Source organism: Paenalcaligenes sp. Me52 (assembly GCF_050487965.1).
Classification (GTDB): domain Bacteria; phylum Pseudomonadota; class Gammaproteobacteria; order Burkholderiales; family Burkholderiaceae_B; genus Paenalcaligenes.
The window spans coordinates 2,321,200-2,346,781 of record NZ_JBKQFO010000001.1 but is presented as its reverse complement, the minus strand read 5'-3'; the positions used below and the strand labels follow the sequence as shown (position 1 = coordinate 2,346,781).

The following is a 25,582-nucleotide window of genomic DNA, read 5'->3' as shown; positions in this document are numbered from 1 at the left end:
CGTGAGGTGTATTCGGTTGTGTAGGCCATAGGCCTTATTTCATTGCCTTAATGATATGCAGTAAGCCTTTGTTCATTAAGGTGACCTCGTCTTTCTTCAGGGGATAATGCCCCATCAACAAGGCTTGTACATACAACACCTCAACCACCTTGCAAATGGTGTCTACGCTTTTCCCTGAGCAAAATACAGATTGCACCACTTCATTGTGAAAGTTCAGGTAGAGCTGCGCCAGCGGTACGTTTTCTTTTTCCTCTTGCAAGCTGCCTAAAATGCCACCAAACAAATCATTACTGGCTTCGGCTACGCGTCCTAATTCGCGCTCGGCTTGCTTTTGCTGATTGCAGATGTACAGCATGGGGATATCGTGCGGGCTAAAGTAGTTGAGCACCGCTTCGACTTGGTAAGTTTCCATGCGTGCATTGAGCTGACTGAGTAAATCTGCAAAAGCACGTTCTTCTTCAGGGAATAGAGGTTGGAAGGCAAACTCTACGTCTTCGGCTTGGAAGAGTTTGAATACCTCGTGGCCCAATATTCCATTCAAATGTCTGAGGATGGCTGAGTCGTAAGCGTAGCCGCCGTTAATCAGGGGCATTTGCTGAGCACGAGCCACATCGGCAATTTGTCGGAACTCATCTACGCTTTGGGTGTAATAAACCACCTCGGATCGCGATAATAGGGTTTGCAGGTTTTCTTCACCATTAAGGGTGCGAAAGTTCAGGTGCGGGTAAATGAACTGCAGCAACTCACTGTCTTCACACGCTAAGGCTTTGAAAGCTAAATAGTGTGTATTGAGCAGGCGCTGTAATTGCTTTTCAGGCATCGCTTTGATTTGTTGTTTTAGCGATGCTCCCAGTTCTTGGCTGACACGTTCTAGCGCTTCATTCTGGTAAAAGGCTTCACGCGATGCAACAGGTTGCAGCTCTTTTGTCCAAATGACAGTGCGAGTAAAAAATGCCCACTCTGGCATCACTTCCTCTACCGCATCGCTCACAAACATGCGATTCAAATAAGCGCGGTGTAGTTTACGTGCGTGGGTACTGACCGCAAAGGGAATTACATACGCGACAGCAAAGGTATTGCCACTGTCGTTATGCAAGATGAAATAGTCTTGCAGTGATCGCATTTCTTCTGCACCAAATAGCGTGCGCCCAAACTGCAAAACTTCGTAGTGATTCAAAGCCTGTAAGTCTGCCAAACTGCCTACTTTATTGCTGTGTTCGTTTAGCCATAAGCGTTTGTGTTGGTCTTTAAGGTAAATAGGCACTTCCAAGCAGGCACCATACTGGAACATGCACTCGCGGACGGTGTTATGCAAGTCAGCATAGCTTTCAGCTGCAATTTCTGCTTTGTACGTTAAATACACAGAGGTACCAGCCTCGGGCTGAGCTTCTAGCGGTAGTTCACGGATTTCATAAGTGCCATCGCCTTTACCGTTCCACTCTAATACTGTGCCGGTTTTGGCTGAGTGGGTGACTAAGCGAATCTGTGTGGTCACTACAAAGCAAGACAATAAGCCTATGCCGAAACGGCCAATAAAGCTTTGCTCGCTGCTTTCACCAAAGTTCTTCTCGCCTTTAGAGGAGCTGGCAATAGTCGCCAAAAATATCTCAACTTCGTCGGCTGTCAGGCCAATACCATTGTCAGTAAACACTAAGGTTTTGCTGTTAGCGTTTTGGTCTTGTTGCAACTCTACATTGATCTCGCCAGTATCGAGTTTGCTGTCCCATAATTTACGGGCACGAATGGCGTCAGTACCATTTTGCAAGAGTTCACGGATGTAGACGTTTTGGTCGCTGTACAAATGGTTGGACAGTATGTCGATCATGCCTGCAAGGTTGACTTGGAAGCGGCTTTCTTGGCTCATGTAGGGGGCTCAAATTTGACGAATAAGAAACTTCATCATGCTAGAGAGTCGTCATGGAAATAACAAGCACGTTGACGTAATTTGAGATTCTGTAATAAATGGGTGCAATTATGTAAACCGTAAAACAGCTGCTGTTCATGCTCTCTTTGTTCATCAAAGAGAGAGGGTTACCTCTCACGTCGTAGAGATAAGAAAGGTGGCTAGGGGCAAGGTATCTAAGCAGATATATGAACAGTTATGCCGTGGCCGACAGGGGCGAGGAAAAAAAAGAACGAGAGGCCTTAGGGCGTCTCGTTCTTGTGGTTGTGATTGTCTTTAGGAGGGGTAAAAGAGACTACACTGCAGCTAGTGTTGAGAATTAACTGGCTTTTTTAAATTTTAAAGACATAAACCCTTCTAGAGAGTCGTCTTTTATATCTAACCACGGTTTTGGTAATTGAGCGGCTAAAGTTCCAGTAATAGTAGAAGCATAGGATTTATTTCTGAATCCCATAATGTCGGACTTCTTATCTTCTAGCCATTTTTTAAATAATTCAGCTTGTTGATGAACTGGGAAGCTTGGATAGTCAGTAGCACCAGTGAGGTCATCAATATAGTTGGCTTGGAAATCAATAGACTGAGCATCAGTATTTAATTTTTCATGATTTTGTAGCCAGCTATCTATATCTTTACGTCGTTCATTTTCATTAGGGAGCTGTATTTTTCCCATAATAACGTCACGTACGTACCAAGCTTGAGCATCAAACATATTGAATGTGAACCATTGATCTTGCATGCCAAGATAAATAAGTTTCGGATTGCTTTGGAAAAATACCCCTTTATATAAATTATCAGGGTATAAGCAGTTATGTGTTTCCAAACGCAGTTCGTCAGGCAAGAATGGGAAATGAAAGATATATCCGGTACACATAACAATGGCATCAAAAGCTTGGCTGCTACCATCGCTAAAGTGCACAACGTTACCTTCAATATGTTCTAAGCCAGGCTTCTCGTTAACGGCTTCTGGCCAGTTATAGCCAAATGAACCACCACGATGGCTAATCGTGACCGATTTAGCGCCGTACTTATAACACTGTGAGCCTATATCTTCTGCAGAGTAGCTACCGCCTACCAGCAGTATATTTTGTCCTTCAAATTCCAACGCATCACGGAAGTCATGTGCGTGTAAGACACGCCCAGGGAACTGCTCTAAGCCTTTGTAATAAGGCATGTTGGGGGTAGAGAAATGCCCTGTTGCTACGACAACATAGTCAAACTCTTCCGTTTCTTGCTCACCCGTTTTATGGTTCATTACCGTGACACTAAAGCGCTGTGTGTCCTGGTCAAAGGTTACCCAGCGTACCGGACACTCAAAGCGCATGTACGTAAATAAGGCCCGTTTATCTAAACGACCCATGATGTAGTCTTTAAGCACTTCACGTGGTGGGTAGGAGGGGATGGCCTGACCAAAGTGCTGGTCAAAACTATAGTCAGCAAATTCTAGACACTCTTTAGGGCCGTTAGACCATAAGTAGCGATACATACTGCCGTGTACAGGTTCTCCGTTTCTATCTAAGCCTGTACGCCATGTGTAGTTCCACATACCACCAATATCATTCTGCTTTTCATAACAGACAATTTCAGGGAATTCGCTGATATTGGATTTTTTACGTAATGCTTCAAACGCACGTAATTGAGCCAGACCACTAGGGCCAGCACCTAGTATTGCAATTCTTGTTTTTGACAAAATTAAACTCCATTTCTTTTTTGCGCTACCAATATTGGTAATTACGCTCTGTTTTTAATAATAATTATTTCAAGAAAAGGTTATTTTTAACTATTTATGAGATTTATCCATGGTAATTAAACTTTTAAAAACAACCTTTATTTTTATAATTTTGATGTTATTATACCACAATTTATTTTTCTTGATTTTTTTTGGTTTTTGATTTTATTTCTTATTGTTTTGTGGTTGTTTTTTGATATTCTGGTTTCTTATATAAGAAACCAGATTCGGCATGCTTGGATACTGATTTTTCTGTGGCAATATATGTAAAGATAGGCGAGGGATATTCTCACCTTAGTAGGCCATACCAGAGGCCGACTGGCTGGCAGATCAGAAAAGATGTGGTGGTAAGCATGACGATTTTGACAAGCTTTCTTCTATAAGGTAAAAAACCTACGCGAGCGGAAACCGTGGCTCGTTCTACTGTGTGGCACTGCTGCTTGTTTATTTATCACCCGGGGCGGGCCGGTGTTTAGCCTTGGCATGATGCCAAGGCACGCTGGAGTTTACGTTGATAACCCTTAGTCCTTTTAAACGTCGTCTTGTTTACGTAGGCGTTTTTGAAGTTTTTGCGATTCTGTTTTCTACCTTGATTTTGATGGTGCTCAGTGAAAGTGGTGCCGATGATTCATTGCCCGTAGCGGTAATGGTGTCGGCAGCAGCGGTCGCGTGGAATTACACCTATAACAGTGTTTTCGAAGCGTGGGAGCGCCGCAATCAGGTGATGGACCGCACGTTGCGCTTGCGATGTGCACATGCCATAGGCTTTGAGGGCGGATTGATTTTGATCTGCTTGCCTATTTATATGCTTTGGTATGGCGTGGATGTGTGGACGGCTTTCATGATGGAAGTGACTTTGTTAGTCTTTTTCTTAGTCTATACATTTTTCTTTACCTTAGGCTTTGACAAGATTTTTGTACTGCCTCATCAGGTACCTCAAGCACCAGCCGAGTGATAGCAGTAGGGCAGTGCCTGGGGAGTCCCTCATCAGGAGCATGTTCTTATGCAGCACAGGTTTTCTACACGTACATTGACCCGCACTTACGGCACTACCTTTTACGCTTCTCTGGCCTCTTTGGTGTTGGCTGTTGCAAGCCTTGTTACAGTGGGGCAAGCGCAAGCCAGCAGTAAGGGGCCTATTGTGCAGAAAGCGGCAGCCATAGAAGAGCAATTGCAGGCTCGCGTGGGCGTGGCTGTTATTGATACTGCGAGCGGGCAGTCGTGGCTCTATAAAGCTGACGAGCGTTTCCCAATGGCGAGTACAGCTAAAACACTAGTGTGCGCAGCACTGCTACAACAAGGTGAGCCGCTGCTGCACAGTCCCGTTTTGCTACAGCCTGACGACATACAAACGTATGCGCCAGTGACTAAAGAGTTGGTAGGGCAGACGTTGTCTGCCTTTCAACTGTGCGAGATTACGTTACGTAGCAGTGATAATACGGCGGTTAATCTGGTGTTGAATGTGGTGGGCGGCCCTAGTGCAGTAACGTCCTTTCTACGTCGTATTGGTGATCAGGTCACAAGACTAGATAGGCTAGAACCAGAGGTGAATGAGGCTACGCCGGGCGACGAGCGCGATACCACCACACCTGCTGCTATGGCTGCCACCATGCGTGCCCTGCTGTTAGATTCCGCATTAAACCCAACGATGCGTGCACAGTTAGTAGAGTGGTTGAAGGCGAATGACGTGGCGGGGCCCTTATTACGTGCAGGTGTGCCTAGTGATTGGGTGGTGGCAGACAGAAGTGGTAGTGCTGAGTACGGAACGCGTGGCGTGGCAGCTGTGATGTGGCCTACGCAGCATGCACCTATAGTGGCGGCAGTGTATATCACTGAAACGGATGCGCCCATTGAAGCTCGCAATGCAGCGATTGCCTCTATAGGTCAGGCTATAGCCGAAGAGCTATCACTGTTGCCTAATAAATAAGGGGAGGGCAGTGGGGTTGCGTATGTAACCTCACTGCCCTAGCAAGTGGGCAGTAAAATTGAGATGTGGTTGCATCTTGTGATGCTAAATTTTATAAAACGAATATTCATTCTATAATTGCTTCATGATTGAACTATCTGAAAAATCCTGTAGCCTATTTCCTGAAATGGGACCTCGTCACGAGGCTATCCTTAGGGCAGCCCTACGCTTGTTTAATGAGAAAGGCTATTTCAGTACTTCGGTTCATGAAATCGTCGCAGCGGCAGATGTGTCGGTGGGCTTTGTGTACCACCATTTCACCGATAAGGCTGGCATAGCACGTGCCTTGTTTGACCACTTGTTGTCGGGCATGAATGCATTGCTGGACGATATTGAAGCCAGTCATGATCGTGCACAAGAGCGTTGCAAAGCCGTAGTGCAAATGTTGTTTGAGCTAACGGATACAGAGCCAGATGCGATGGGTTTTATTATCCATGCACGGCATAAAGAATTCTTACCTACCGAGAAATCCATCTGTTCTGCCTCAGCGTTTGTGCGTATGCGTCGCTTTGTGCTGAAGGGTATAGAAGAGGGCGAGATCCCTACTATGGACGCTTCCGTTGCGGGGGCACTGGTCTATGGCGCTGCGATACGGTTAGTGTGTTTACGTCTGGATGGCTTGGTAGAGCTACCGCTAGAGAATTATTTTGATGAATTGTGGCCGCGTACGTGGGCCGCAGTGCAAAGCGCACACTAAGTAGTACGCGCTAAAAACGGGGTGAGGTTAGATCCCGTTTTTTTACCGCAGCAATAAGAACGAATGTTCGTTCTAAATTTTAACGACAAAAGGAGACATCAATGACGCATCATATTTTGATTGTGGGCGGCGGGATTGGCGGCACCATGACAGCGAATCACTTGGTGAATAAGCTGTATCCTGAAATACGCGCCAAAAAGGTCAAGATCACTATGATCTCTAATTCGCCTTGGCATTATTACAAGCCAGCGTTTATGTATGTGGCCTTCAATAGCTTTTTCCGTGATGAGCTGCGTAAGCCGCAACGTAGCTTGCTGCGTCCTGAAATTGATTTCCATGTAGAAGAAGTGACGCAGTTTGATTTCGCTGCTAATCATGTGCTTTGTCGTAGCGGTAAGAAAATTGGCTACGACCACCTGATTGTTTCTACGGGTTGTTTGCCGGCTCCAGAGAAAATTGAAGGGTTGAAAGAGGCGGGTGATCACTTTTATCAGCATGCTCCAGCACGACAGTTGGCCGATAAGCTGGCCTCTATTGAGAAAGGCCGTATCTTTATTACGGTGACATTCCCCAAAACGCATAACGTGCCGCACCAGTGTGGGATTGCGCCTATTGAAACTACACTCATGCTGGACGACTTGCTGCGTAAGCGCGGTGTGCGTGATCAGATCGAGATTGTGTATACCTACCCAACGGTGGCGCAGCTATTGCGCAATTGTTTGTTCTTGCAAAAAGACACGTGCGAAGTATTGCCTACGATTTTTGAACAGCGTGGCATTAAGCACCAGCGTGGCTTCACCTTGGATAGGGTAGACCCCTCTAGAAACATTGCTTATTCGGTAGAGGGCCAAGAGGAAAACTTCGATATCTTGATGGCTACCCCACCAATTCACGCGGTAGAAGCGGTGCGGAATGCGGGTATATCTCAAGCTGCTGATAACGAAGGTTGGCTGCCTACCGATCACGAAAGCATGAAAGTGCTAGGCTTGGAAAACGTGTATGTGTTGGGTGATACGGTAGATCTGCCAGTGAGTAAGGCGGGTGGTTCGTGCCATAGCCAATCGCCTGTTGTGGTGAATAACGTGGCGTCTGAAATTCGTCATGGTCGTATTTGTGATGCCTACGACGGGAAAGTCGTGGCCATTGCACAAATGGGCTTGGAAGACGGCATGCCGCTTTGGTACGACTACAAAGTGGATGTGAAGCCTACGCCACCGAATAAATTGGGTGGGTTAATGCGTAAGGGCTTTAACCGAGGTGTGTATTGGGCAGTGGCTCGTGGGTTGGTGTAAGCCATCTATACAGACAAGGAGATAACAACATGACGAATAGTGAAAACACAGGGCACAACATGCTGAATATCACTGATGAACAAACCACGGCTAACCCCTTTGATGCGCTGATGCAAAATGAAGCAGCCATGAAAGGGTTGGAAGAGCTGTTGGAAAAAGTAGGGCCTTTGCTGGCCGGTGGGCGGTTCAATCGTTTGGTGGATTTGGCTTCCGTGACCGCCGATGCGGTGGATATGACCGATGCCTACATGATAGAGAAAATGGCAAAGGCGTTTGATGATGTGACGGGGGCGGTATGGACGGCCGGCAATGCGGCACGTATGGCACAAGCACAAGTGGCTGACATGAAAGATCCTCCTTCTATTATGGGCTTGTGGCGCTTAGCTCGTGAGCCAGAAGTACGCCGTGGCTTGGCGTTTTTATTCTCAGTGGCTGGTGTGTTGGGTAAAGGCATGTCTACCCCGCCATTGGATGGCACCGTAGACTAAACACAAGTGTGTAACGAAAAGGCCCTGTGTGAATACAGGGCCTTTTTCATTGTGAGGAGAGTGAGTAGGCTAACTTTTATATAGGTTGTAGCCCAACGTATTAGCAATAGACGCGACCATTTTTTGGCCACGCACACTATTGCCTACTTCGTCTAATGGCGGTGAGAACGCGGCAATACCCATTACTCCGGGCACTACCGCCAGAATTCCGCCACCCACGCCGCTTTTACCGGGCAAACCAACTGTGTAGGCCCAGTCGCCAGAGGTATCGTATAGCCCTTCCATGGTCATGTCCGCCAAGATACGGGGGGTATTGTTGGCGCTTAATACTTGCTCTTTGCTAACCGGGTTGAGGCCGCCCGTTGCGAGTGTAGCGCCCATGGTGGCTAACTCTACGGTGGTAAGTAGGGTTGAGCACTGACGGGTGTAAACGTCGCAGGCTTCCATGGGGTCGCAGTACAAGTAGCCAGCGGAATACAGTAGCCAGGCGATAGCGCGATTATGGAAGTTGGTGGTTTGCTCGGATTCGTTCAGTTGGGCTGACAGCTTAATGTGCGCCGATCCCAGCTTGCGTTGCATGCTGAGAATACGACTCCAGCGGTCTTCTGTATTCTTGGCTTTGATTAAGCTGGCACTGGCAATGGCACCGGCATTCACGAGAGGGGATAACGGTTTACCACCGTGTAGCTCTAAGGCCATGACTGAGTTAAAAGGCATGCCTGTGGCATCAGCCCCAATTTTCTGCTGCACTGCTTCAGCACCCCAGTCTTCCAGTGCTAAGGCTAAGGTACATACTTTGGAAATGGACTCTATGGCGAATCTATAGTGAATATCGCCAGCAGAAAGAATGTCACCTTGTGCCGTCACCACAGCGACAGCAGAAAGGTCGCTGGGAATATTGGCGAGGAAAGGAATGTAATCAGCATTGGCTCCACCTGGCGCTTGGCCAAAGTCGCGATGGGCGGTGTCAACGGCAGATTGTATGGTGTTGAGGTCTAGCACGAGCCTACTCCTGAAAGTGGATCATGGAAGTAAAAGAGGAAAAGCTGTTATGGTGCGAACAGGTTTTCCTCTTGATGATGCAGGGAACTACCGCCCCTTAGGAGTTGCTAGATGCAGTGGTTGCACTAGGTGCTGTAGCGGCAGTGTTTGCTGCTGCTTTGACTTCCCATGTGAAGGGCTCGAAATCGGAGTTAGGATCACGCCAGCTGGGTTTACGCTGTGCGTAAATAATTAGTGGGATAGCCACAAAGATCACGACCAGCACAACCAAGTACATGAAGTAAGAGGTTGGGCTACCAACAGCAATTTGGCTAGGTGGTACGAAGCTTAGAGCGAAAGCAAGCAGGGAGCCTACAAAGCCCAGTGATGCCCACAAGTACATGGCAGGGGCGCGATAAGGACGAGGACGATCCGGTTGGGTGCGACGTAGACGAATACCTGCCGCAAACATCAGCAAGTACATGACCAAGTACAGAATCACCGTCAATTGAGACAAGATTTGGAACGCGGCTTGCACCGAAGGCATGATTACGAAGGTGATGGAAAGAATGGATACGATTACCGCCTGCACCAACATCAGGTTCACACCCATGCCGTGCTTATTGGTTTTTTGAAACCAACGTGGCAGATAGCCTGCTTTGGCAACGGCCAGTACCCCAGTGTTAGGGCCAGCAATCCATGTCACCACACCACCCAGTACACCAAATGCCAGCATTACCGCCACAATAGAACCTAGCCATGGAGCGCCCAGCCATTTGAACAGCAGGTCATAGGCTAACAGCAAGCTTTGGGTGAGGTTGATGTCTTGTGCAGGAACAATAAAGGCGATACCCAAGGTACTCAGCAAGAAAATAGCTACCGTACCTAATGACGCAATAGTGATGGCGATAGGGTATTTCTTGGTGGGGTTGTCCATGTCCTTTACGTGTACGGCGTTCATTTCCATACCGGCGTACGCCAAGAAAATGCTGGCGGCTAGTACTACGGTGCTGAAATTACTGAAGTCGGGCATCAGTGCACCCCACGACAATTCAATCAACGGTTTATTGCCACTGAACATCAAATAGGCAAAGCCTAGCAGGGTCACAATACCGGCTGGAATAATGGTGCCTACGATACCGCACCATTTAGATACGCTAGCAAAAATACCCACGCCGCGCAGTGCGATGGCCACAGATATCCAGTACACAATCAGCACAAAGCTGGTGATATACCATTTGTTGGCTGAGATGCTTTCCGCCACGCTGACGGTGGGATCAATAAAAGCAATGGATACTGCGCCAAAGGTTAGTACCGTGGGAAAGTAGGGGATCACTTCAATCCACACCATCGCCATGGCCAAAAAGCCCAGTCTAGGGCCGAAAGCTTCACTGACCCAACGGAATACACCGCCTTTTTCGGGGTAGGTGGTAGCGAGTTCAGCTGCTACCAGTGCCATAGGAATCAGAAAAACGAGTGCAGCAAAGGCAAAGAAGAATATGGAGCCTAGCCCATATTCTGCTTCGGATGGCAGAAAGCGCAGGCTAACCACCGCCGTGATGTTCATGATGGCAATGGTAGCAATCGACATCTTCGCTGTAGGCTGATTTTGTGTCGCAGAGCTCATGGTTACCCTCTCATAAAGATGATTGAAAACAGAAACCGGCAGGGGATACAGAAAGAGGCCATTGCTGACCTCTTTCTTCTACCTCATGTTTTAGTGGTGGAAACCACCGGCTTCTTGTTCATCCAACGGTTGCGATACCGGGCGTTTGGCGAAGTAGTCCAACGTGCGTTGGAAGTCAGCCAATAACAAATCGGCCAAGTCGCGGCTCACGCCGTGACGTACCAAAATACGCTGTACCACAAGGTCTTCACGGTTGGCGGGCATGGAGTAGGCAGGAACTTGCCAGCCACGACTGCGCAGTCGGTCAGCAAAGTCATACAGCGTGAAATTCACTTTGCCTTTGAACTCTTCTTTAATGGTCCATGACAGGGCAGGAATGCCTTTTTTCATGTCGCCATCAAAAATGATTTTGAAGGGGCCGAATTTCTCAATTTCTTGGGATAGGTATTTAGCTGTGTCGTAGCATGCGGTTTGAATGCGTTTATAGCCTTCTTTGCCCAAACGCAGGAAGTTGTAGTACTGAGCCACGATCTGGCCACCAGGGCGAGAGAAGTTCAGTGCAAAGGTAGGCATATTGCCACCAAGGTAGTTCACGTTAAAGATTAGCTCTTCGGGCAGGCTGGCGGCATCACGCCATACAACCCAACCCACCCCAAGAGGAGCCAAGCCAAATTTGTGACCAGAGGCATTAATGGATTTCACGCGAGGTAGGCGGAAGTCCCACTCGATTTCAGGGGCGCAAAACGGAGCCAAGAAACCACCGCTGGCACCATCAACGTGGATAGGAATATCTAAACCTGTGTCTTTTTGCAGTTTGTCCAGCGCGTCGCTTACGGCCTTAACGGGCTCGTAATCGCATGTGAAGGTAACGCCCATGGTGGGTACAACGCCGATGGTGTTTTCGTCTACGCGTTTTAATACCTCCTCAGGCGACATGATTAGTCTGTCACCTTCTAATGGGATTTCACGCAGTTCTACATCGAAGTAGCGCGCAAATTTGTGCCAGCAAATCTGTACAGGACCGCAAATTAGGTTAGGTTTGTCGGTAGGTTTACCGGCGGCTTGCATCTTTTTGCGCCAGCTCCATTTCAGCGCTAAGCCACCTAGCATTGCCGCTTCAGAAGAACCCGTAGTAGAGCACCCCATGGTGTTGGCTGCATCCGGAGAGTTCCATAAATCTGCAATCATGTGCACGCAACGTGACTCTATTTCAGCCGTTTGTGGGTACTCATCCTTGTCGATCATGTTTTTGTCTATGGACTCATCCATAAGACGGCGGGCTTCATCATCTACCCATGTTTGGCAAAAGGTGGCCAAGTTTTGGCGCGAATTACCATCCATCATTAATTCGTCGTGTACCACTTGGTAGGCGTGACGTGGGTCATGCTCACCTTCAGGCATTTTGTACTTGGGCATGACTACCGATAGATCGTTTGATGCATATACATCGTCGTACATACGATCGCGGATATCATCTTTGGAGTGCAGAGCCATTTCTATAACCTCATTGAAAGAAAAGGGTTGAGCCAAATTTCGGCCTGAAACAACATCGTTGATACGAGTTAATCGTGAAGTGGCTTATTTGGTTTTTATTGGAAATTTTTAGTGCTGCAGCAATTACTTGATGATGTGAGGATTCTAGATGGCTTTGCTCATCTAGTTATGTAACTAATTAATTCTACTATTTCTAATTATTTCTAATTAAGTATTTTGACTAGCTGTTTTTGTGCTGATTTTTATACGAAGAAAAGTACTTTTTAAGGCTTGGGATGCACATAAGCAGGTGTTTTTAGCCGCAAGGAAAATACACTAACCATCTGATTTTTGGCTGTAAACGAGCAGACGGCCTACGCAAAAGGGTAGGCCGTCTGGAGTTGTGCCATAACCGTGACACAGATGTTAATGGCGATGTATTGATATCGTTACTGCAAGAGTTTACGTAGTTCCATTAACCCAGCTTGTAACGCTACTTCTTGGCTTTGTACGGCGTCAGGTAAGCCTATATGGCCGTCATTACGTAAGATTTGTTCATTAGAGAGCGTTAACTCGGCATGTTGTTGGGTGACATTTAATTTAAGCCCCGTTAATACTTGCCGTAATTGTGCTGCACATTTTTCACCACCATGAGCACCGTAGCTCACAATAAAAGCGGGCTTGTGGTGCCATTCTGTATATAAATGATCTAGCGCATTCTTTAATGCGGCCGGATAGCCCCAGTTATATTGGGGGGTTACAAAAACAAAAGCATCCGCTTGGGCAATTTTATTGCTCCAGGCTTGAGCTTGAGGTGTTTGATAACCTGCGCCGTGAGCAGGTATAGCAGGCTCATCCATCATAGGCAAAGGCCAATTACGTAAATCCACCAGTTCAAACACGGCTTCGGGTATGCATAGTCGTCCTACTGATGCTACCCAGTCTGCTAGTAAAGGGCTAATACGCTGAAGGCGTACGCTACCCATAATGACGAGAATTTTAGGGGAGGGCTTCATGTACATTCTCTACTCTGATGTTGCTGATTCATGCAGGCCTAAGGGCCCGCTACCATCATAATCAGTTATTGCTAGTGTGGCTTTGTTTTGAGGCGGAGTAGGCGATGTTTTTCGCATAGAAACCTAGATAGGCGGTGTGTGTGGTAGGTTGTTTTGCTTCCTATTGGTAACTAAATGTTAGTAAATGGTGGCCGTGCCATGCCTTGCTATAAATAATGAGAAGTAATATGAATGATATAAATCAAGGCATTAATGTCATGTACGTGCATAAGTGGCAACGCTGGATTTTGCTTTTGAAATTTTTAGTTACTAATTAGCGGGAAATTCAGTAAAAGCGAGTAGGACTACAAATCGCGAGCAGTAGACAGATAGCCGTAGCCTGATTTGAGTGTCAGTAGAAGCTGACAGAAACAGTTGTTTTTATCGTTTTAAGGTGCTCGTAATAGCTGTTTTTTTTAAACTTCAAATACAATACATACGTATGTATTGAATGGTGTAGAACATGAGCAAACCACGCAGCATAGATAGAGACAAAGTATTAGATATTGCTGAAGCCATCGTAGATCAAAGCGGGGCAGCAGCATTGACGATTGATGCCGTCGCTAAAGCGATGGGCATTAGTAAAGGCGGGGTGCAATCGTGTTTTGGTACTAAGCAGGGCTTGGTGAATGCCATGCTGGAGCGCTGGGGGCGACGTTACGATGCGTGCTTAGAAAAGGCGGCGGGTGTCTCCGTGGAGCAGTTATCCAGCATAGATAAAATCAGCCAGCACATACATATCACCGCAGATGAGCAGGCGCTGATTGCGCGAGCGGCCAGCCATCTTAGTGTGCTTCTAGAGGCTAAAGAGCTACGCGAGTGGATCAAACGCTGGCATCACGAACGACTAGCCGAGTTAGACACCTCTACCCCTGAAGGTAGACAAGCACGTATTGCGTACTTTGCGACAGAAGGGGCGTTTGTATTGCGTTACTTTGGGTTGGCTGAGTTAAGCGATCAAGCGTGGCAAGACACCTTCAACGATATAGCAGGCTTGATGGGCAAGCAGGCGATGTAACCACCTCTTAAGTCAGGGCAGTAGTTTTCATGTTGAGTTGGGTTTTTTTAGTGATATCCAGTGCGCTGGAGGTCTTGTGGGCAGCAGGGCTGAAGTATGCAGAAAGTCCTACAGAGTGGGTGGCAACCGTTCTATGTATTGTGGGTAGTTTTGTGTTCATGGTGTTGGCTGCTCAGCGGATGGGGGCAGCGTTCGCGTATGTGGTGTTTGTCACCTTTGGCACAGTAGGCACCTATATGTTGGATGTGCTGTATTTCGGCAAAGAGCTTAAATGGGCGGCTGTGCTGGCCATTGCCGTGATTTTGTTTTCGGTGATCAAGTTAAAGCAGAACGAGGTATAGGATGAATTGGCTATTTCTGGTTCTGGCAGGCTTGTTAGAGATTTTTGTGGTGGCCGGTATTCGTGATATTGCGAGTAAGCGCTATAGACGTGGGGCGGTAGTGTATGGCTTAGGCTTATCTAGCTCGTTGTACTTTTTGTACCTTTCCATGCGTAGCATTGATGTGTCTATTGCGTATACCGCTTACACAGGAATAGGAGTGATAGGTACGGTGGTGTCCGGTATTGTGTTATGGGGCGATAAAGGTGGTGTACGCAAGTTTTTCTACTTACTGTTGATCATTGCCTCTATAGTGGCGTTGAAAATGTTGGGCTGATTGGCTGCCTCATAGAAGGGAAGGGTATATCCCTACTGGTTGTTTGGTTAATTGTTTCTAAAAGTTTTTATTTTTCTTTTATTTTTGCCTAAATTGCACTAAAATCGGCGAAATTTGCTTTATTCTTCGTAATAGTCCATGCTATAGAGTGTTATGGGTTTTAGGGAGAATGGTATGCATGCGTATGAAACACGTATACAAACTGTGGAAGTGCGTGAAGCAGGTAATATGCGATTGCGCACTTTGGCCGACACTCAGCAGTTTCATGATTACAAAGGGATGGCGGCACGTTTGGGTGTTTCGTCGGCTACATGGCCGTTATTTGGTCAGCTTTGGCCTTCCAGTATCCATCTGGCCAACAAAGTTGCTACACGTCCTTTAGATAAAAAACTACGAATACTCGAAATTGGTTGTGGCTTGGGGTTAGCCAGTTTGGTGGCACACCAGCGCGGGCTGCAAATCACAGCGAGTGATACGCACCCGTTAAGCAGTGAGTTTTTACGTCGTAATGTACATTTAAATAAGCTTTTGCCCATGCGCTACAAGTATGGGCGTTGGGGCAAAAACTATAATCAGCAAGCCAAAATCTTAGGGCTAGAGGTGTTAGAAAGCCGCTTTGATTTGATTATGGCGAGCGATGTGCTGTATGAGCCAGATATGCCTGGTGATTTGGCAGCATTTATTGACCAGCACAGCGAGCCTAATGCTGAGTTTTGGTTGGTAGATCCCAACCGTGGTTATGCCGGGCGCTTTGGTAAAGCGTTGCAAGAGCATGGCTTTGAGTTGTTGGAAAATACAGAACTTAAAGAAGATCCTAGCGAGCATAATGCTAAGGGGTTTTCTGGGCGCTTCCTACGTTATGGTCGACAAGTAGTGCACCAATAAGTAGAGTGGTAGCGTTAAAAAAACGGCAGGCGAATCGCCTGCCGTTTTTTCGTACTAAGGTTGTGTGCATCAATGGGACTGATTGCGTTCTTCTTCTAGGCTGCGGTTGCGCTGTTCTATGGCTGCGGGGAATAGATCCCAGCAGGCAATAAAAAGTGCGGCGATCAGCGGACCAATCACAAAGCCATTGAGGCCAAAGAGTGACAAGCCGCCTAGCGTAGAAATCAAGATGATGTAGTCAGGAATTTTCGTGTCTTTGCCAACCAAAAGTGGGCGCAGAACGTTATCTACCAAGCCGATGACAAATAAGCCAAATGCTGTCAGAACCGTACCTTCAAATACCTGACCGGTGGCAAAGAAGTAGATGGCCACAGGACCCCAGATTAGGGAAGCGCCTACGGCAGGCAGTAGGGATAGCACGGCCATCAATACACCCCAAAATAGGGATGCTTGAATACCGAGGATGAAGAAGATCAGCCCACCTAATGCCCCCTGAGTAGCAGCCACGGCAAGGTTACCCTTAATGGTGGCACGCACCACAATGGTTAGTTTACGCAGTAGGTGGCTTTTTTGTTCTTCGCTTAGAGGGATCAGGTTGCGGCAATGGCGGCCAAGCATGGCACCGTCACGCAGCAAGAAAAATAGCATGTACAACATAATCCCAAGACTCACCAAAAATTGGAAAGTGTTGGAACCTATACTGAGTGCTTGTCTAGTTAAAAACTGACCAGAACTAATGGCAAATTCAGAAAAGCGCTCGCGCATGCTGTCTATATCACCACCTAAGAGACGGTTAGCAACATCATGTACGCTTTGAGGCATCACACGCAGGATTTGATCTAGGTAGTTACCGAGGTTGAGTTGACCGCCTTCCATCATTTTGTAGAGCGAGACCATTTCTTGGATCAGCGCACCAGCTACCAAAATGACGGGGATAATGACGATCAAAATGATGATCACTAAGGCTGTTAATGCAGCCAGTGTTTTTCTACCATTCATTGCCGTCAAAATACGGCGTTGTAGAGGAGCAAAAATAATTGCTAAGACTACGCCCCAAAACACCGCTCCGTAGAACGGCAATAGTAGCCAAACAAAGGTTAGGCTGACGAAAGCAAGCAGCACCAGGAAGCTGCGGAAATAAAGAGCCGTTTCAATTTTCATGGAAGCAATACGCAATAAGAAATCCGTGAAGTGTGCTAACGATAACCTGAATCCTGGTGTCTGCGCTTGAATTATCTGTAATTAGATATCAGTCATCTTTTCCCCACCAGCCCAGGGTTTTATAGAGTTGGACTACATAGCGCTGGGCCGTGAACTCCTCTTGTCGTAGTTGCTGCTCTATGTCGTACAGTGTACGTTGAGTTTCCAAAACGTAAAGGTAACTACCAGCACCCGCGGTGTGCCGTTTTTGAGCAATGTCGGCGGCACGCTGTATGTGCATGCTGGCTTGTAGCAGTCGCTGTAGTTGCTTTTGGTGCTCAGTGATATTTAGGATGGCACTTTGCACTTCTTGCTGGGCCGTGAGTATTTGCTGATGGTAACTTACCAATGCATAGTCGCCATCCGCCTCAGCAGCACGTAATTGTGCTCGTGCAGAGGACAGATTTACCGCCGGCCATTGCAGCAGCCCTTGAGCCGAATACGCTTGTGTAGCAGAGTTCAGGCCCTGAGTGCCCAGTGAGAAGAAGCCTAAAAAGCTACTGATACTAAGGCGAGGATACAGGTTTGCTGTGGCAGCGCCGATGTGGGCAGTAGAAGCTTGCAGTTGGGCTTCAGCGCGGCGTACATCGGGGCGCTGTTGAATCCATTCGTTTACTTGCGCAAGCGGCAACGATTTGACCTCGGGGGTAGAACCTTGCTCGGGTTGCAAAGGTAGGTTCTCATCAGGTGCTAATCCCAGTAATGTTTTGAGCGTGAGTAGTTGTTGCTGCGCATCCAGCGTTAGGGCTTCATACTCTTGGTACTGATGTTGCAAACGGGCCTGGGCGTCTTCGCTGTCCTCCGGTAGACCAGAGCCAGCGCGGTGTTCGGCTTGCAATTGTTTGACGGTAGCTGTCCAGCTTTGTATTTGCTGTTCTTTCAGTGCTACCTGTCTTTGCAGGTGACGGTACGAGAAATACGCATCGGCCACCGTGGCGGCAATAAGCTGCTGCATTTGTGTCACGTCAGCACTGGAGGCTTCAGCATCAGCGGCAGCGGCCTCGCTTAGGCGCTGTAGCCTACCAAATAGGTCTATTTCCCATTGTACTTGCATGCCTACCTGACGCGGTTCGCCTACTTCACGTCGGTTGGGGTCTATGCTGACCTGCTGACTTTGTCGTGTTTGGCTGGCACTGCCAGTAATTTGTGGCCAGCGTTCGCTGTCTTGCTGATCTAGCAAGGCTCTAGCCTTGCGCAGTCTGGCTTCGGCTTTGAGTATGTCGTGATTAGAGAGTAGCGCTTGCTGTATGAGACTGTCTAATTGCGGGTCGTTGAACCAGCTCCACCAATGGGTGCTAGGAAGCACGGCAGAAAAGTCTTGATAAGGCAGTGCTGTTTCTGACAACTGGTGGGTAACGGGGCGCTCATAATCTGGGCCCACGGCGCAGCCTGCCACCACAAGGCTGCTTGCAATCAGCGAAAGTAGAAAAGGTGTACGCATAATCATGATTGGGCTGGTCCTTCTTCTAGATCAAACTGCTCCAGTTGCTGTTGTCGGGTAGTCAGACTTTTTTGGGTGTGATCCTTAGCCATCAGCAAGTAGAGAGAGGGCAGGATAAACAAGGTAAATAACGTACCTAGCGCCATGCCTGTGATCAGTACTGCTCCTAGACCAAAGCGGCTGTTGGCACCCGCACCACTAGCAAACAGCAACGGTAATAGGCCAAACACCATCGCCACGGTGGTCATGAGCACAGGGCGCAGGCGGATTTCAGCGGCACGCAAAATAGCGTGGCGTTTATCCAGTTGTGATTTGTGTTGTAGTTCGTTTGCGAACTCCACCATCAGAATCCCGTGTTTACTGATCAGGCCTATTAAGGTGACCAGACCAATCTGCGTGTAGATGTTCAGTGAGCCTAACCCTAGGGCTAGTGGTAGTAGCGCACCACATAACGACAAGGGAACAGTAACTAAAATGATCAAGGGGTCTACAAAGCTGCCGTATTGAGCGGCCAGCACTAGGTAGATAACAATCAGCGCCCCCATGAATGCAAACACTAAGGTGTTGCCTTCTTGTTTGAACTGCCTAGAGTCGGCTAACCAGTCATGGCTGAATTCAGCAGGCAATGCGGCCAGGCTTTCTTCCAAGAATGCGACGGCGTCCCCCATGGCTACGCCTGGTGCCAAAATTGCTTGGAAGGTGGCGGCGTTTTGCTGATCGAACTGAGTTAGCGAGTTTGCGGTAACGCCAGACTCCAACGTCACAATGGTAGACAGAGGGATGGTGTCGCCGTCTGCTGTGCGTATACGGTGCAGTTTTAAACTGTCGGGGCTTAAGCGCTCTGCATGATTGCCTTGCGGGATGATGTCGTAAGCACGGCCTTGCATGGTGAAGCGACTGATGTAATCTTCGCCCATCAGTAAGGCTAACGACTCACCAATTTTTTGCATGCTAATACCCAAGCTGTTGGCTTTGGCACGGTCTATGCGCAAGCGGGTAACGGGGTTGTTGTAGTCCAGATCGCTGTCTACGACGACAAACAAACCGCTTTTCCATGCTTGTGCCTTGATTTGGTCCATGGCTTCAAACAGTTGTGGGTAATCTACAGTGCTTTTCAGTACCATTTGTACCGGCAAGCCGCCAGTAGAGCCGGGCAGGGCAGGGAGTTGGAAGATGAAGATGCTGCTACCTTCTACGTCGCTAACTTTGCCTTGTAGCTCTTGCTGAATTTCAGCGGCAGTGCGTTCCCTATCGCCCCAAGAGCTTAGCTCTAAGCCACCAAAACTTGCAGCTGGGCCATCGGTGCCATTGATGATCCATGAGCCTCTACCTTCAGGAATGGTGTCGAATACTTCGGTTAATTGGCGCGAGAAGTGTTCGGCATAGTTTAGGTTGCTGTATTGCGGGGATTTCACGGCACTTAACAGGTGAGCTTGATCCTCAGGCGGTGCCAGTTCACGCTGTGGCATGTTGTAGAGAAATGGCAGGCTGATGAAGATCAGCACAGCAAAGGCCAGTACCTTCTTGTGATGGCGTAGCAAGCCTTCCAAAATGTTGTGATAGCGTCTGCCCAGCGAAGTAAAGAAGTGTTCGGCTAGCTGCGCGAGTTTGCCTTCTTGTTGTTGACGGTTTAGAAGGTACGAGCTCATGACGGGCGACAGCGTTAAGGCCACTACACCAGAGACTAATACAGCGCCGGCTAAGGTTAGAGCGAACTCACGGAAGAGCGCACCAGTTAATCCATCCATTAAGCCAATGGGGGCGTACACTGCCGCCAGTGTTAAGGTCATGGCGATCACGGGCCCAGCTACTTCGCGTGTGCCGAGTAAGGCGGCCACCACAGGGGATTTGCCTTCTAGAATATGGCGGTGTACGTTTTCTACCACCACAATGGCGTCATCCACGACCAGCCCTACGGCAAGCACAATGGCAAGCAAGGTGAGCAAGTTAATGCTGAAGCCAAATGCCAGCATGATGGATGCGGCACCCAATATAGAGAGAGGGATAGTAGCAAGTGGTACCAGTACTGTACGTAGCGAACCCAAGCACAGGTAAATCACGCCAATCACAATGAGCATGGCTTCTAGTAGGGTGCTCATCACCTCATCAATAGAGGCTTGAATAAAGCGGGCGGTTTCAAAGGCCAGCTCTACCTCTACGCCAGGTGGCAAGGTGCTGCGGATGGTAGGTAGTAGCTGACGTATGCCATCTACAATCACCAACGGGTTGCCGGTAGGGGTGGAAAACAAACCTAGATACACGGCAGGTTTGTTGTTCATTAAGCCGCTGCTGTCTGTGGCGTTGGCAGCGAGCTCTACTGTACCCACATCGCGTATGCGTACAGGGCCGTCGTCGTCGTGTCGGATCACAAGGTCTTGAAACTCCGATACGCTACCTATGTCGGTGTTTACCTGAATGTTAGAGAGCACATAGCGCCCCTTAACTTGTCCGGGGGCAGCAATGTAATGGTTGTTGCGTACCGCTTGGGCCACATCATTGGCGGTAAGGTCGCGAGTAGCGAGTTTTTTTGTATCTAGCCATAAGCGCATCGCCAAAGTTTGGCCGCCATAGACTTGTACGTTAGATACGCCATCAATGGTGGAAAATAGCGGTTCTACTACCCTAGATAAATAGTCAGTGAGTTCGGGAATAGGAAGCGCTGCACTGGAAAAACCCACATAGGCGACAGCCGTAGAGTCACCAGAAGAGCGTTCAATAACCGGGTCATAGGCTTGTTCGGGTAGCTTATAGCGGATCTGACTCACACGCGCCATGACCTCAGTCAGGGCTTTGTTGGAGTCATGGTTTAAGTTCAAGCGAATAGTGACGCGGCTTTGACCTTGTACGGATGATGATTGCACATAATCAATGCCTTCTACGGATGAGACAGCTTGCGTGATGGGCTGCGTAATATAGCCCTGCACTACGTCAGAGGGCGCGCCAGGGTATTGGGTAGTCACCGTGATAGAAGCATTTTCTAACAATGGGTATTGGCGTATGGGAAGTTTGCCCAGCGCTTGCAAACCCAGTAAGCAAATCAGCGCACTGACAACCACCGCCAACACTGGGCGGCGAATAAAGAGATCGGTAAAGGTCATGGTGCTAGCCCTTTGTCATCCGAGAGCGCCAAGGTGTTGTGTTCTTTAATCTGAACAGGGGCTTGGTCTTGCAGTTTAATTTGGCCAGATACCACCACTTGGTCTTCAGGTTGCAGGCCTTGCAGAATTTCAGCTAAACCATGCTCGCGCCTACCTACGTCTACAGAGGTGCGTTTGGCTAAGGTGTTACCAGACTCGGCTGTTTGTATGGTGAACAGCGTATTGCCGTAGCTGGCGTAGTTGATGGCGGTTTCAGGCACCCAGTAGCTACTGCCGTCTTGTGGAATGCGTATTTGAATAGTGGCCGAGCTGCCCGCACGTGCCGGTGCATCGGCAGTGGCTAATTTGGCCTGTACAGACACATTGCGTGAGCGGTTGGTTAAGGGATCAATCGCGGTGATGATGGCATCGAAATCTTGATTAGGGTGAGCGTCGCTGCGCACCGTTAAGTTTTGGCCTAGCTCTAAATGAGCCGCGCTTTTTTCATCCACCTGAAAATTCACATAGACGGTGTCGTTATTTACAAGGGAAACAATGCTATCGCCGGTGTGCAGGTATTGACCGGGATGCACTTGGCGTACACCGACTACGCCAGAAAACGGCGCTTTGATCTGCTTCTTGGCAATTTGTGATTCCACTAAGCGTAATTCGCCTGTGCTCATATCTAAGGCAGCTTGGGCTTGTTCCAACTGTTCGGCAGTGGCAACGCCTTGGCGATTCAGGGTGCGGGTACGTTGATAGTGTTGTCTAGCCTGAGTGAGTTGCGCCTGTAGGCGTTGGCGCTCAGCTTGCTCGCTAGCATCGTTCAACTGCACTAGGGGTTGGTCGGCTTTGACGGTACTGCCTGACTCCAGTAGCAGTTTAGTGATACGGCCTTCGGTTTCTGCAGTCAGGGTGACCTGTTGTGCTGCCTCAAGCTCTCCGGTGCTCACAATGTCTACATACGCAGGTTTGATCGTGACAGAGGCCACTGCAACTGGAGTAGGGGGGTATTGATAGCCGCCTTCAGACGAGGCGCCGGGAAAATAATAATAGCCAAGTACGCCTATAGCTAGCACGGCGATGCCAGCAAAGGGGAAAACTACTTTCTTGGACATTCTGTACTCCAATAAAAGGTAACAAGCGCATGTAGCCTTGTCTCTAGGTTTTAGTTGGAGTTACTATAAGACCTCAAGTTAACTTGAGGTCAAGCAATGAAAACCGCAAAAAAACAGGAAATACAACAGATTAGTGAGCGTTTTCTAACGGTGGGTGAAGTGGCTAATCGTAGTGGTGTTGCCGTCTCGGCCATACACTTTTATGAGAGTAAGGGGCTAATACACAGCGAGCGTGGTGCGAATAATCACCGACGCTTTCCCGCGGTCACGTTGCGTTATGTGGCGATTATCAAGGTGGCACAACGAGCGGGCCTGTCGTTAGAGGAAATCACACAAGCGTTTGGGCGTTTTCCGCATGGCAGCAAAATGAAAGCCGAGGAATGGCATCAGTTGTCTGGGCAGTGGCGAGAGGGGTTGGATGAGCGTATTGCACGCTTGACCCGTTTACGTGATGAGCTAGATAGCTGTATTGGTTGCGGGTGTTTGTCGCTAGAAAGCTGTCCCTTGCGTAACCCTTATGATGAGTTAGGTCAGTTGGGTCCGGGCGCTCATATTTTGGAACGCCCGGTAATAGAAAAGCCGCGCGAGTGCTTAAATGCGGGAGATGGCGATCACGCCCAGCAGTAAGGCTGCAAAAAAGTAGGGCACACTGGGACTCAAGCTGTACAGCAGTGTACCGGCAATCGGGCCTACTACCATGCCAAAACCTTGGGCGGCGCCAATAGAGCCAGCAGCAGCACCTTGTTCATGGGGGTCTACGGCATTAGAGGCTAACGCCGCAAAAGCCGGGAAAATGCAGCCAGTGCCTACGGAAACCACCAAGAAACTGGTGGCTAGCATCCCAGTGGAAAGTGAAATGGCGGCTGAGGCAAAGCCTAGCATCCCAATAACAGCGCCTGTGCGGATGAGTTTCTTGGGTGGCCAGTTTAATTGACGCACGGCAATTTGGGTCAAGATCAGACCAATGCCTACCAGTGTGAGCGATGTACCGGCAGCTTGTGCCGCTTCAGTAGGGTTCAGCCTTAATTGGTCTATCGCAAAAAAGCCAATAGTGATTTGTGCAATGGCCACACATAGCATGGCCACAAAAGCCACCGTCATGGGTCCGCGCAATCGAGGGTCGTGTAAAGCAACAGCGGCACGGCTGGCATGGGCTTGTGCTGCTTGCTTTGGTAGATAACGCCAGAGCATAAAGCTGGCAACCACAGGCAGAACGGCAATCAAGTACAACGGGGCAGCTAGGCTGTGATGGGTAAGGCTGGCGGCTAGTGCAGGACCCAGCACTAAACCTGCAGCATTGGCAGCACCTAAAGCTGCCAATGTGGCTGTGCGTTGGGCGGGTTGCACATTATCAGCGACCAATGCTTGGCCTACGGTAGGAATGGTGGCATAAAACGCACCCGTCACACTGCGGGCGAGCAACATACCCAAGAAAATGAGCACGCTGGATGGCATAAATTGCAGCGACAGAATCAGTAGTGCGCACATGGCTAAGTTGCTGAGCAAGAAGCCATTTACCCCTTGTAGCAGTACGGTTCGTCTACCGTGGTGATCACTGCGTTGTCCCCAGAGGCGAGCGGTGGCCATCCAGAGTACTCCACCAGCGGTAGCGATGGTGCCGGCTTGCCAGGGGGCTAAGCCAACTACGCTGGCAATAGGACCTAATACGGCAATGAAAGCCATCATGGTCATACTGCACACCATGTTAGAAATCAGCAGGGGTTTGAAATTGAATGCGGATGAGGATGTGGGTGTAGAGCTCATGAAGCGGGCATCACGAAATATTGAGGGTAAGCGCAGCGGAAAAAGAGCTGGCCAGTAGATGTGCGAGCGCAGAGTGTTGTTGAGGTGTTTTGTTGGAAATCAGCATATCGGCTAAGCCATGCATGCTTTGAAACATCATGATGGCCATTTCTTGCGGATGGTCGCAGTGCCATACGGCAGTGGCGTGTCCATCGAGTATGAGCTGCCGCAATTGATCAACAACTGGGTTGTTCTGCATTAAAGAGCGGCTGGCTGGGTGTATGTCATGAAACAGCATGTCGTGCAGCAGTTCTTGGTGAATTAAGCAGCCAAGTGCTGCGTCAAACCAATGCAACAGGCGTTGCTCCCAATTGGCGTACGGTTGTTGTAGCGCGTGATGGGTACGCTGACAGAAATCATCAATAAAGCGCTGTTGTAGCGCCATGAGCAGAATATCTTTAGAGCCGAAATGGACGTAGAAGGTCCCTTTGGCTACATCGGCAGCGGCAACAATGTCATCCACACTGGTGTGTTGTATGCCTTTTTCCAAGAATAAAGATTGGGCCGCATTCATCAGCTCCAGGCGGCGCTCTTTGGGGGCGCGGCGTCTGGGGCGTGATGGTGGGGTAGAAGGTAGATTCATGAACGCATTGCAGTTTGCAGGGCTGTTAGCGTGTGCTCCAGCGAATCTGCTTTGGGCAGTGGTTGCTTAAACACGTGCTGTTCTAGCCAAGCGAGTGAGGAGTGAATGTCGGCAAAGGTTTGAGCAGGTACGCCAAACAGCTTTTCGGCATTCATTTTACTCTGCTTGGGGTAAAGCGCTTCAGGTACGACACTTGCCATGCCCATCACTTTCTCACGGATACCGGCTCCCCATTGTTGTAACCACTGTTTAGATTGCTGGGCAGAGCCTGGTGGGTGCACAAGTGAATCGTCATCCATAAAAATACGTAAGGTGGCAAAGTGTTCATCTTGTTGCAGCCATTCAGCCCATTGTGCGAAGTGCTCATCATACTCTTCTACGGTGGCGGGGCCGGTTGCTACCGTGATGATTAAGGGCCAGTGGGATAGATCAGTTTTAAGCATAATAAACTCCTGTGCGGTATAGTTGAGAATGGTAATGACTATCAGTCGGTAGCGCAAGAGTTGTGGTGAATTCGAAAAATTCTTAATGAGTATCATTCTTGTCTCTAAAGACTGCTTATAATGCTGGGATATGCCTAAAAAGGAATAAT

Annotated in this window: 23 protein-coding genes; 10 read left to right on the top strand and 13 right to left on the bottom strand. The window is 48.6% G+C overall.

Features of this window, described 5'->3' with window-relative positions:
• Nucleotides 1-34 precede the first annotated feature (34 nt).
• Together ACLO87_RS11130 and ACLO87_RS11125 are read right to left on the bottom strand one after the other, a co-directional pair.
• On the bottom strand, nucleotides 35-1,864 hold the full coding sequence (locus tag ACLO87_RS11130; protein ID WP_430223695.1) for an HSP90 family protein: 1,830 nt from the start codon (nucleotides 1,862-1,864) through the stop codon (nucleotides 35-37).
• 358 nt (nucleotides 1,865-2,222) lie between these two features.
• On the bottom strand, nucleotides 2,223-3,590 hold the full coding sequence (locus tag ACLO87_RS11125) for an NAD(P)-binding domain-containing protein (protein WP_430223694.1): 1,368 nt from the start codon (nucleotides 3,588-3,590) through the stop codon (nucleotides 2,223-2,225).
• A gap of 550 nt (nucleotides 3,591-4,140) precedes the next feature.
• On the opposite strand from ACLO87_RS11125, the gene ACLO87_RS11120 reads away from it, so the two are divergent.
• The 5 genes from ACLO87_RS11120 (at nucleotide 4,141) to ACLO87_RS11100 (ending at nucleotide 8,072) form a co-directional block, all read left to right on the top strand.
• Entirely contained in the window at nucleotides 4,141-4,584 is a 444-nt protein-coding gene (locus tag ACLO87_RS11120; protein ID WP_135866038.1) for a PACE efflux transporter, read from the top strand.
• 48 nt (nucleotides 4,585-4,632) lie between these two features.
• The gene (gene bla / locus ACLO87_RS11115) at nucleotides 4,633-5,556 is read left to right on the top strand and encodes a class A beta-lactamase (RefSeq protein ID WP_430223693.1); all 924 of its coding nucleotides are present in this window, start codon (nucleotides 4,633-4,635) and stop codon (nucleotides 5,554-5,556) included.
• Nucleotides 5,557-5,680: 124 nt separating this feature from the next.
• Nucleotides 5,681-6,292 (top strand): TetR/AcrR family transcriptional regulator, encoded by a 612-nt coding sequence (locus ACLO87_RS11110; RefSeq protein WP_135866042.1) that lies wholly within the window; start codon nucleotides 5,681-5,683, stop codon nucleotides 6,290-6,292.
• Nucleotides 6,293-6,393: 101 nt separating this feature from the next.
• Nucleotides 6,394-7,584 (top strand): NAD(P)/FAD-dependent oxidoreductase, encoded by a 1,191-nt coding sequence (locus tag ACLO87_RS11105; protein WP_135866044.1) that lies wholly within the window; start codon nucleotides 6,394-6,396, stop codon nucleotides 7,582-7,584.
• A 29-nt stretch (nucleotides 7,585-7,613) separates the two neighbouring features.
• Entirely contained in the window at nucleotides 7,614-8,072 is a 459-nt protein-coding gene (locus ACLO87_RS11100; RefSeq protein WP_430223692.1) for a DUF1641 domain-containing protein, read from the top strand.
• Nucleotides 8,073-8,141: 69 nt separating this feature from the next.
• On the opposite strand, the gene glsA is transcribed toward ACLO87_RS11100, so the two are convergent.
• The 4 genes from glsA to ACLO87_RS11080 form a co-directional block, all read right to left on the bottom strand.
• The gene (gene glsA, locus ACLO87_RS11095; protein WP_430223691.1) at nucleotides 8,142-9,074 is read right to left on the bottom strand and encodes a glutaminase A; all 933 of its coding nucleotides are present in this window, start codon (nucleotides 9,072-9,074) and stop codon (nucleotides 8,142-8,144) included.
• A gap of 97 nt (nucleotides 9,075-9,171) precedes the next feature.
• Nucleotides 9,172-10,680 carry a putative glutamine/gamma-aminobutyrate antiporter GadC gene (gene gadC, locus ACLO87_RS11090; protein ID WP_430223690.1) on the bottom strand — a complete coding sequence of 503 codons (1,509 nt, stop codon included), beginning with the start codon at nucleotides 10,678-10,680 and terminating at the stop codon, nucleotides 9,172-9,174.
• Nucleotides 10,681-10,770: 90 nt separating this feature from the next.
• Nucleotides 10,771-12,174: a glutamate decarboxylase gene (locus tag ACLO87_RS11085; RefSeq protein ID WP_135867129.1), complete on the bottom strand. Its 1,404-nt coding sequence runs from the start codon at nucleotides 12,172-12,174 to the stop codon at nucleotides 10,771-10,773.
• Nucleotides 12,175-12,602: 428 nt separating this feature from the next.
• A complete protein-coding gene (locus ACLO87_RS11080; protein ID WP_430223689.1) occupies nucleotides 12,603-13,169 on the bottom strand; it encodes an NADPH-dependent FMN reductase in 567 nt (188 codons plus the stop codon).
• A 502-nt stretch (nucleotides 13,170-13,671) separates the two neighbouring features.
• On the opposite strand from ACLO87_RS11080, the gene ACLO87_RS11075 reads away from it, so the two are divergent.
• The 4 genes from ACLO87_RS11075 to ACLO87_RS11060 all read left to right on the top strand — a co-directional run bounded on the left by ACLO87_RS11075 (nucleotide 13,672) and on the right by ACLO87_RS11060 (nucleotide 15,768).
• Nucleotides 13,672-14,226 (top strand): TetR/AcrR family transcriptional regulator, encoded by a 555-nt coding sequence (locus ACLO87_RS11075; protein ID WP_135867185.1) that lies wholly within the window; start codon nucleotides 13,672-13,674, stop codon nucleotides 14,224-14,226.
• Between the two features lie 29 nt (nucleotides 14,227-14,255).
• A complete protein-coding gene (locus ACLO87_RS11070; protein WP_135867183.1) occupies nucleotides 14,256-14,567 on the top strand; it encodes a DMT family transporter in 312 nt (103 codons plus the stop codon).
• 1 nt (nucleotide 14,568) lies between these two features.
• A complete protein-coding gene (locus ACLO87_RS11065; protein WP_135867181.1) occupies nucleotides 14,569-14,883 on the top strand; it encodes a DMT family transporter in 315 nt (104 codons plus the stop codon).
• A gap of 174 nt (nucleotides 14,884-15,057) precedes the next feature.
• Complete coding sequence (locus ACLO87_RS11060; RefSeq protein WP_168246929.1) at nucleotides 15,058-15,768, top strand: class I SAM-dependent methyltransferase; 711 nt, start codon at nucleotides 15,058-15,060, stop codon at nucleotides 15,766-15,768.
• A 69-nt stretch (nucleotides 15,769-15,837) separates the two neighbouring features.
• On the opposite strand, the gene ACLO87_RS11055 is transcribed toward ACLO87_RS11060, so the two are convergent.
• The 4 genes from ACLO87_RS11055 to ACLO87_RS11040 form a co-directional block, all read right to left on the bottom strand.
• The gene (locus tag ACLO87_RS11055) at nucleotides 15,838-16,929 is read right to left on the bottom strand and encodes an AI-2E family transporter (protein ID WP_430223688.1); all 1,092 of its coding nucleotides are present in this window, start codon (nucleotides 16,927-16,929) and stop codon (nucleotides 15,838-15,840) included.
• Nucleotides 16,930-17,017: 88 nt separating this feature from the next.
• Nucleotides 17,018-18,415, bottom strand: coding sequence for an efflux transporter outer membrane subunit (locus ACLO87_RS11050; RefSeq protein WP_430223687.1), 1,398 nt, complete (start codon nucleotides 18,413-18,415; stop codon nucleotides 17,018-17,020).
• On the bottom strand, nucleotides 18,412-21,507 hold the full coding sequence (locus tag ACLO87_RS11045) for a MexW/MexI family multidrug efflux RND transporter permease subunit (protein WP_430223686.1): 3,096 nt from the start codon (nucleotides 21,505-21,507) through the stop codon (nucleotides 18,412-18,414). The genes ACLO87_RS11050 and ACLO87_RS11045 overlap by 4 nt, the downstream gene beginning before the upstream one ends.
• A complete protein-coding gene (locus ACLO87_RS11040; protein WP_430223685.1) occupies nucleotides 21,504-22,604 on the bottom strand; it encodes an efflux RND transporter periplasmic adaptor subunit in 1,101 nt (366 codons plus the stop codon). Before ACLO87_RS11040 ends, ACLO87_RS11045 begins: the two co-directional genes overlap by 4 nt.
• A 96-nt stretch (nucleotides 22,605-22,700) precedes the next feature.
• Here ACLO87_RS11040 and soxR point away from each other — a divergent pair, with 96 nt between their 5' ends.
• On the top strand, nucleotides 22,701-23,231 hold the full coding sequence (gene soxR, locus ACLO87_RS11035) for a redox-sensitive transcriptional activator SoxR (protein ID WP_430223684.1): 531 nt from the start codon (nucleotides 22,701-22,703) through the stop codon (nucleotides 23,229-23,231).
• On the opposite strand, the gene ACLO87_RS11030 is transcribed toward soxR, so the two are convergent.
• From ACLO87_RS11030 to ACLO87_RS11020, 3 genes are read right to left on the bottom strand one after another with little or no spacing between them, the layout of a single operon-like run.
• The gene (locus ACLO87_RS11030) at nucleotides 23,196-24,368 is read right to left on the bottom strand and encodes an MFS transporter (RefSeq protein WP_430223683.1); all 1,173 of its coding nucleotides are present in this window, start codon (nucleotides 24,366-24,368) and stop codon (nucleotides 23,196-23,198) included. The two genes, soxR and ACLO87_RS11030, sit on opposite strands and share 36 nt — an antisense overlap.
• A gap of 10 nt (nucleotides 24,369-24,378) precedes the next feature.
• A complete protein-coding gene (locus ACLO87_RS11025; RefSeq protein ID WP_135865526.1) occupies nucleotides 24,379-24,990 on the bottom strand; it encodes a TetR/AcrR family transcriptional regulator in 612 nt (203 codons plus the stop codon).
• Nucleotides 24,987-25,433: a hypothetical protein gene (locus tag ACLO87_RS11020; RefSeq protein ID WP_135865528.1), complete on the bottom strand. Its 447-nt coding sequence runs from the start codon at nucleotides 25,431-25,433 to the stop codon at nucleotides 24,987-24,989. Before ACLO87_RS11020 ends, ACLO87_RS11025 begins: the two co-directional genes overlap by 4 nt.
• Nucleotides 25,434-25,582: the final 149 nt, after the last annotated feature.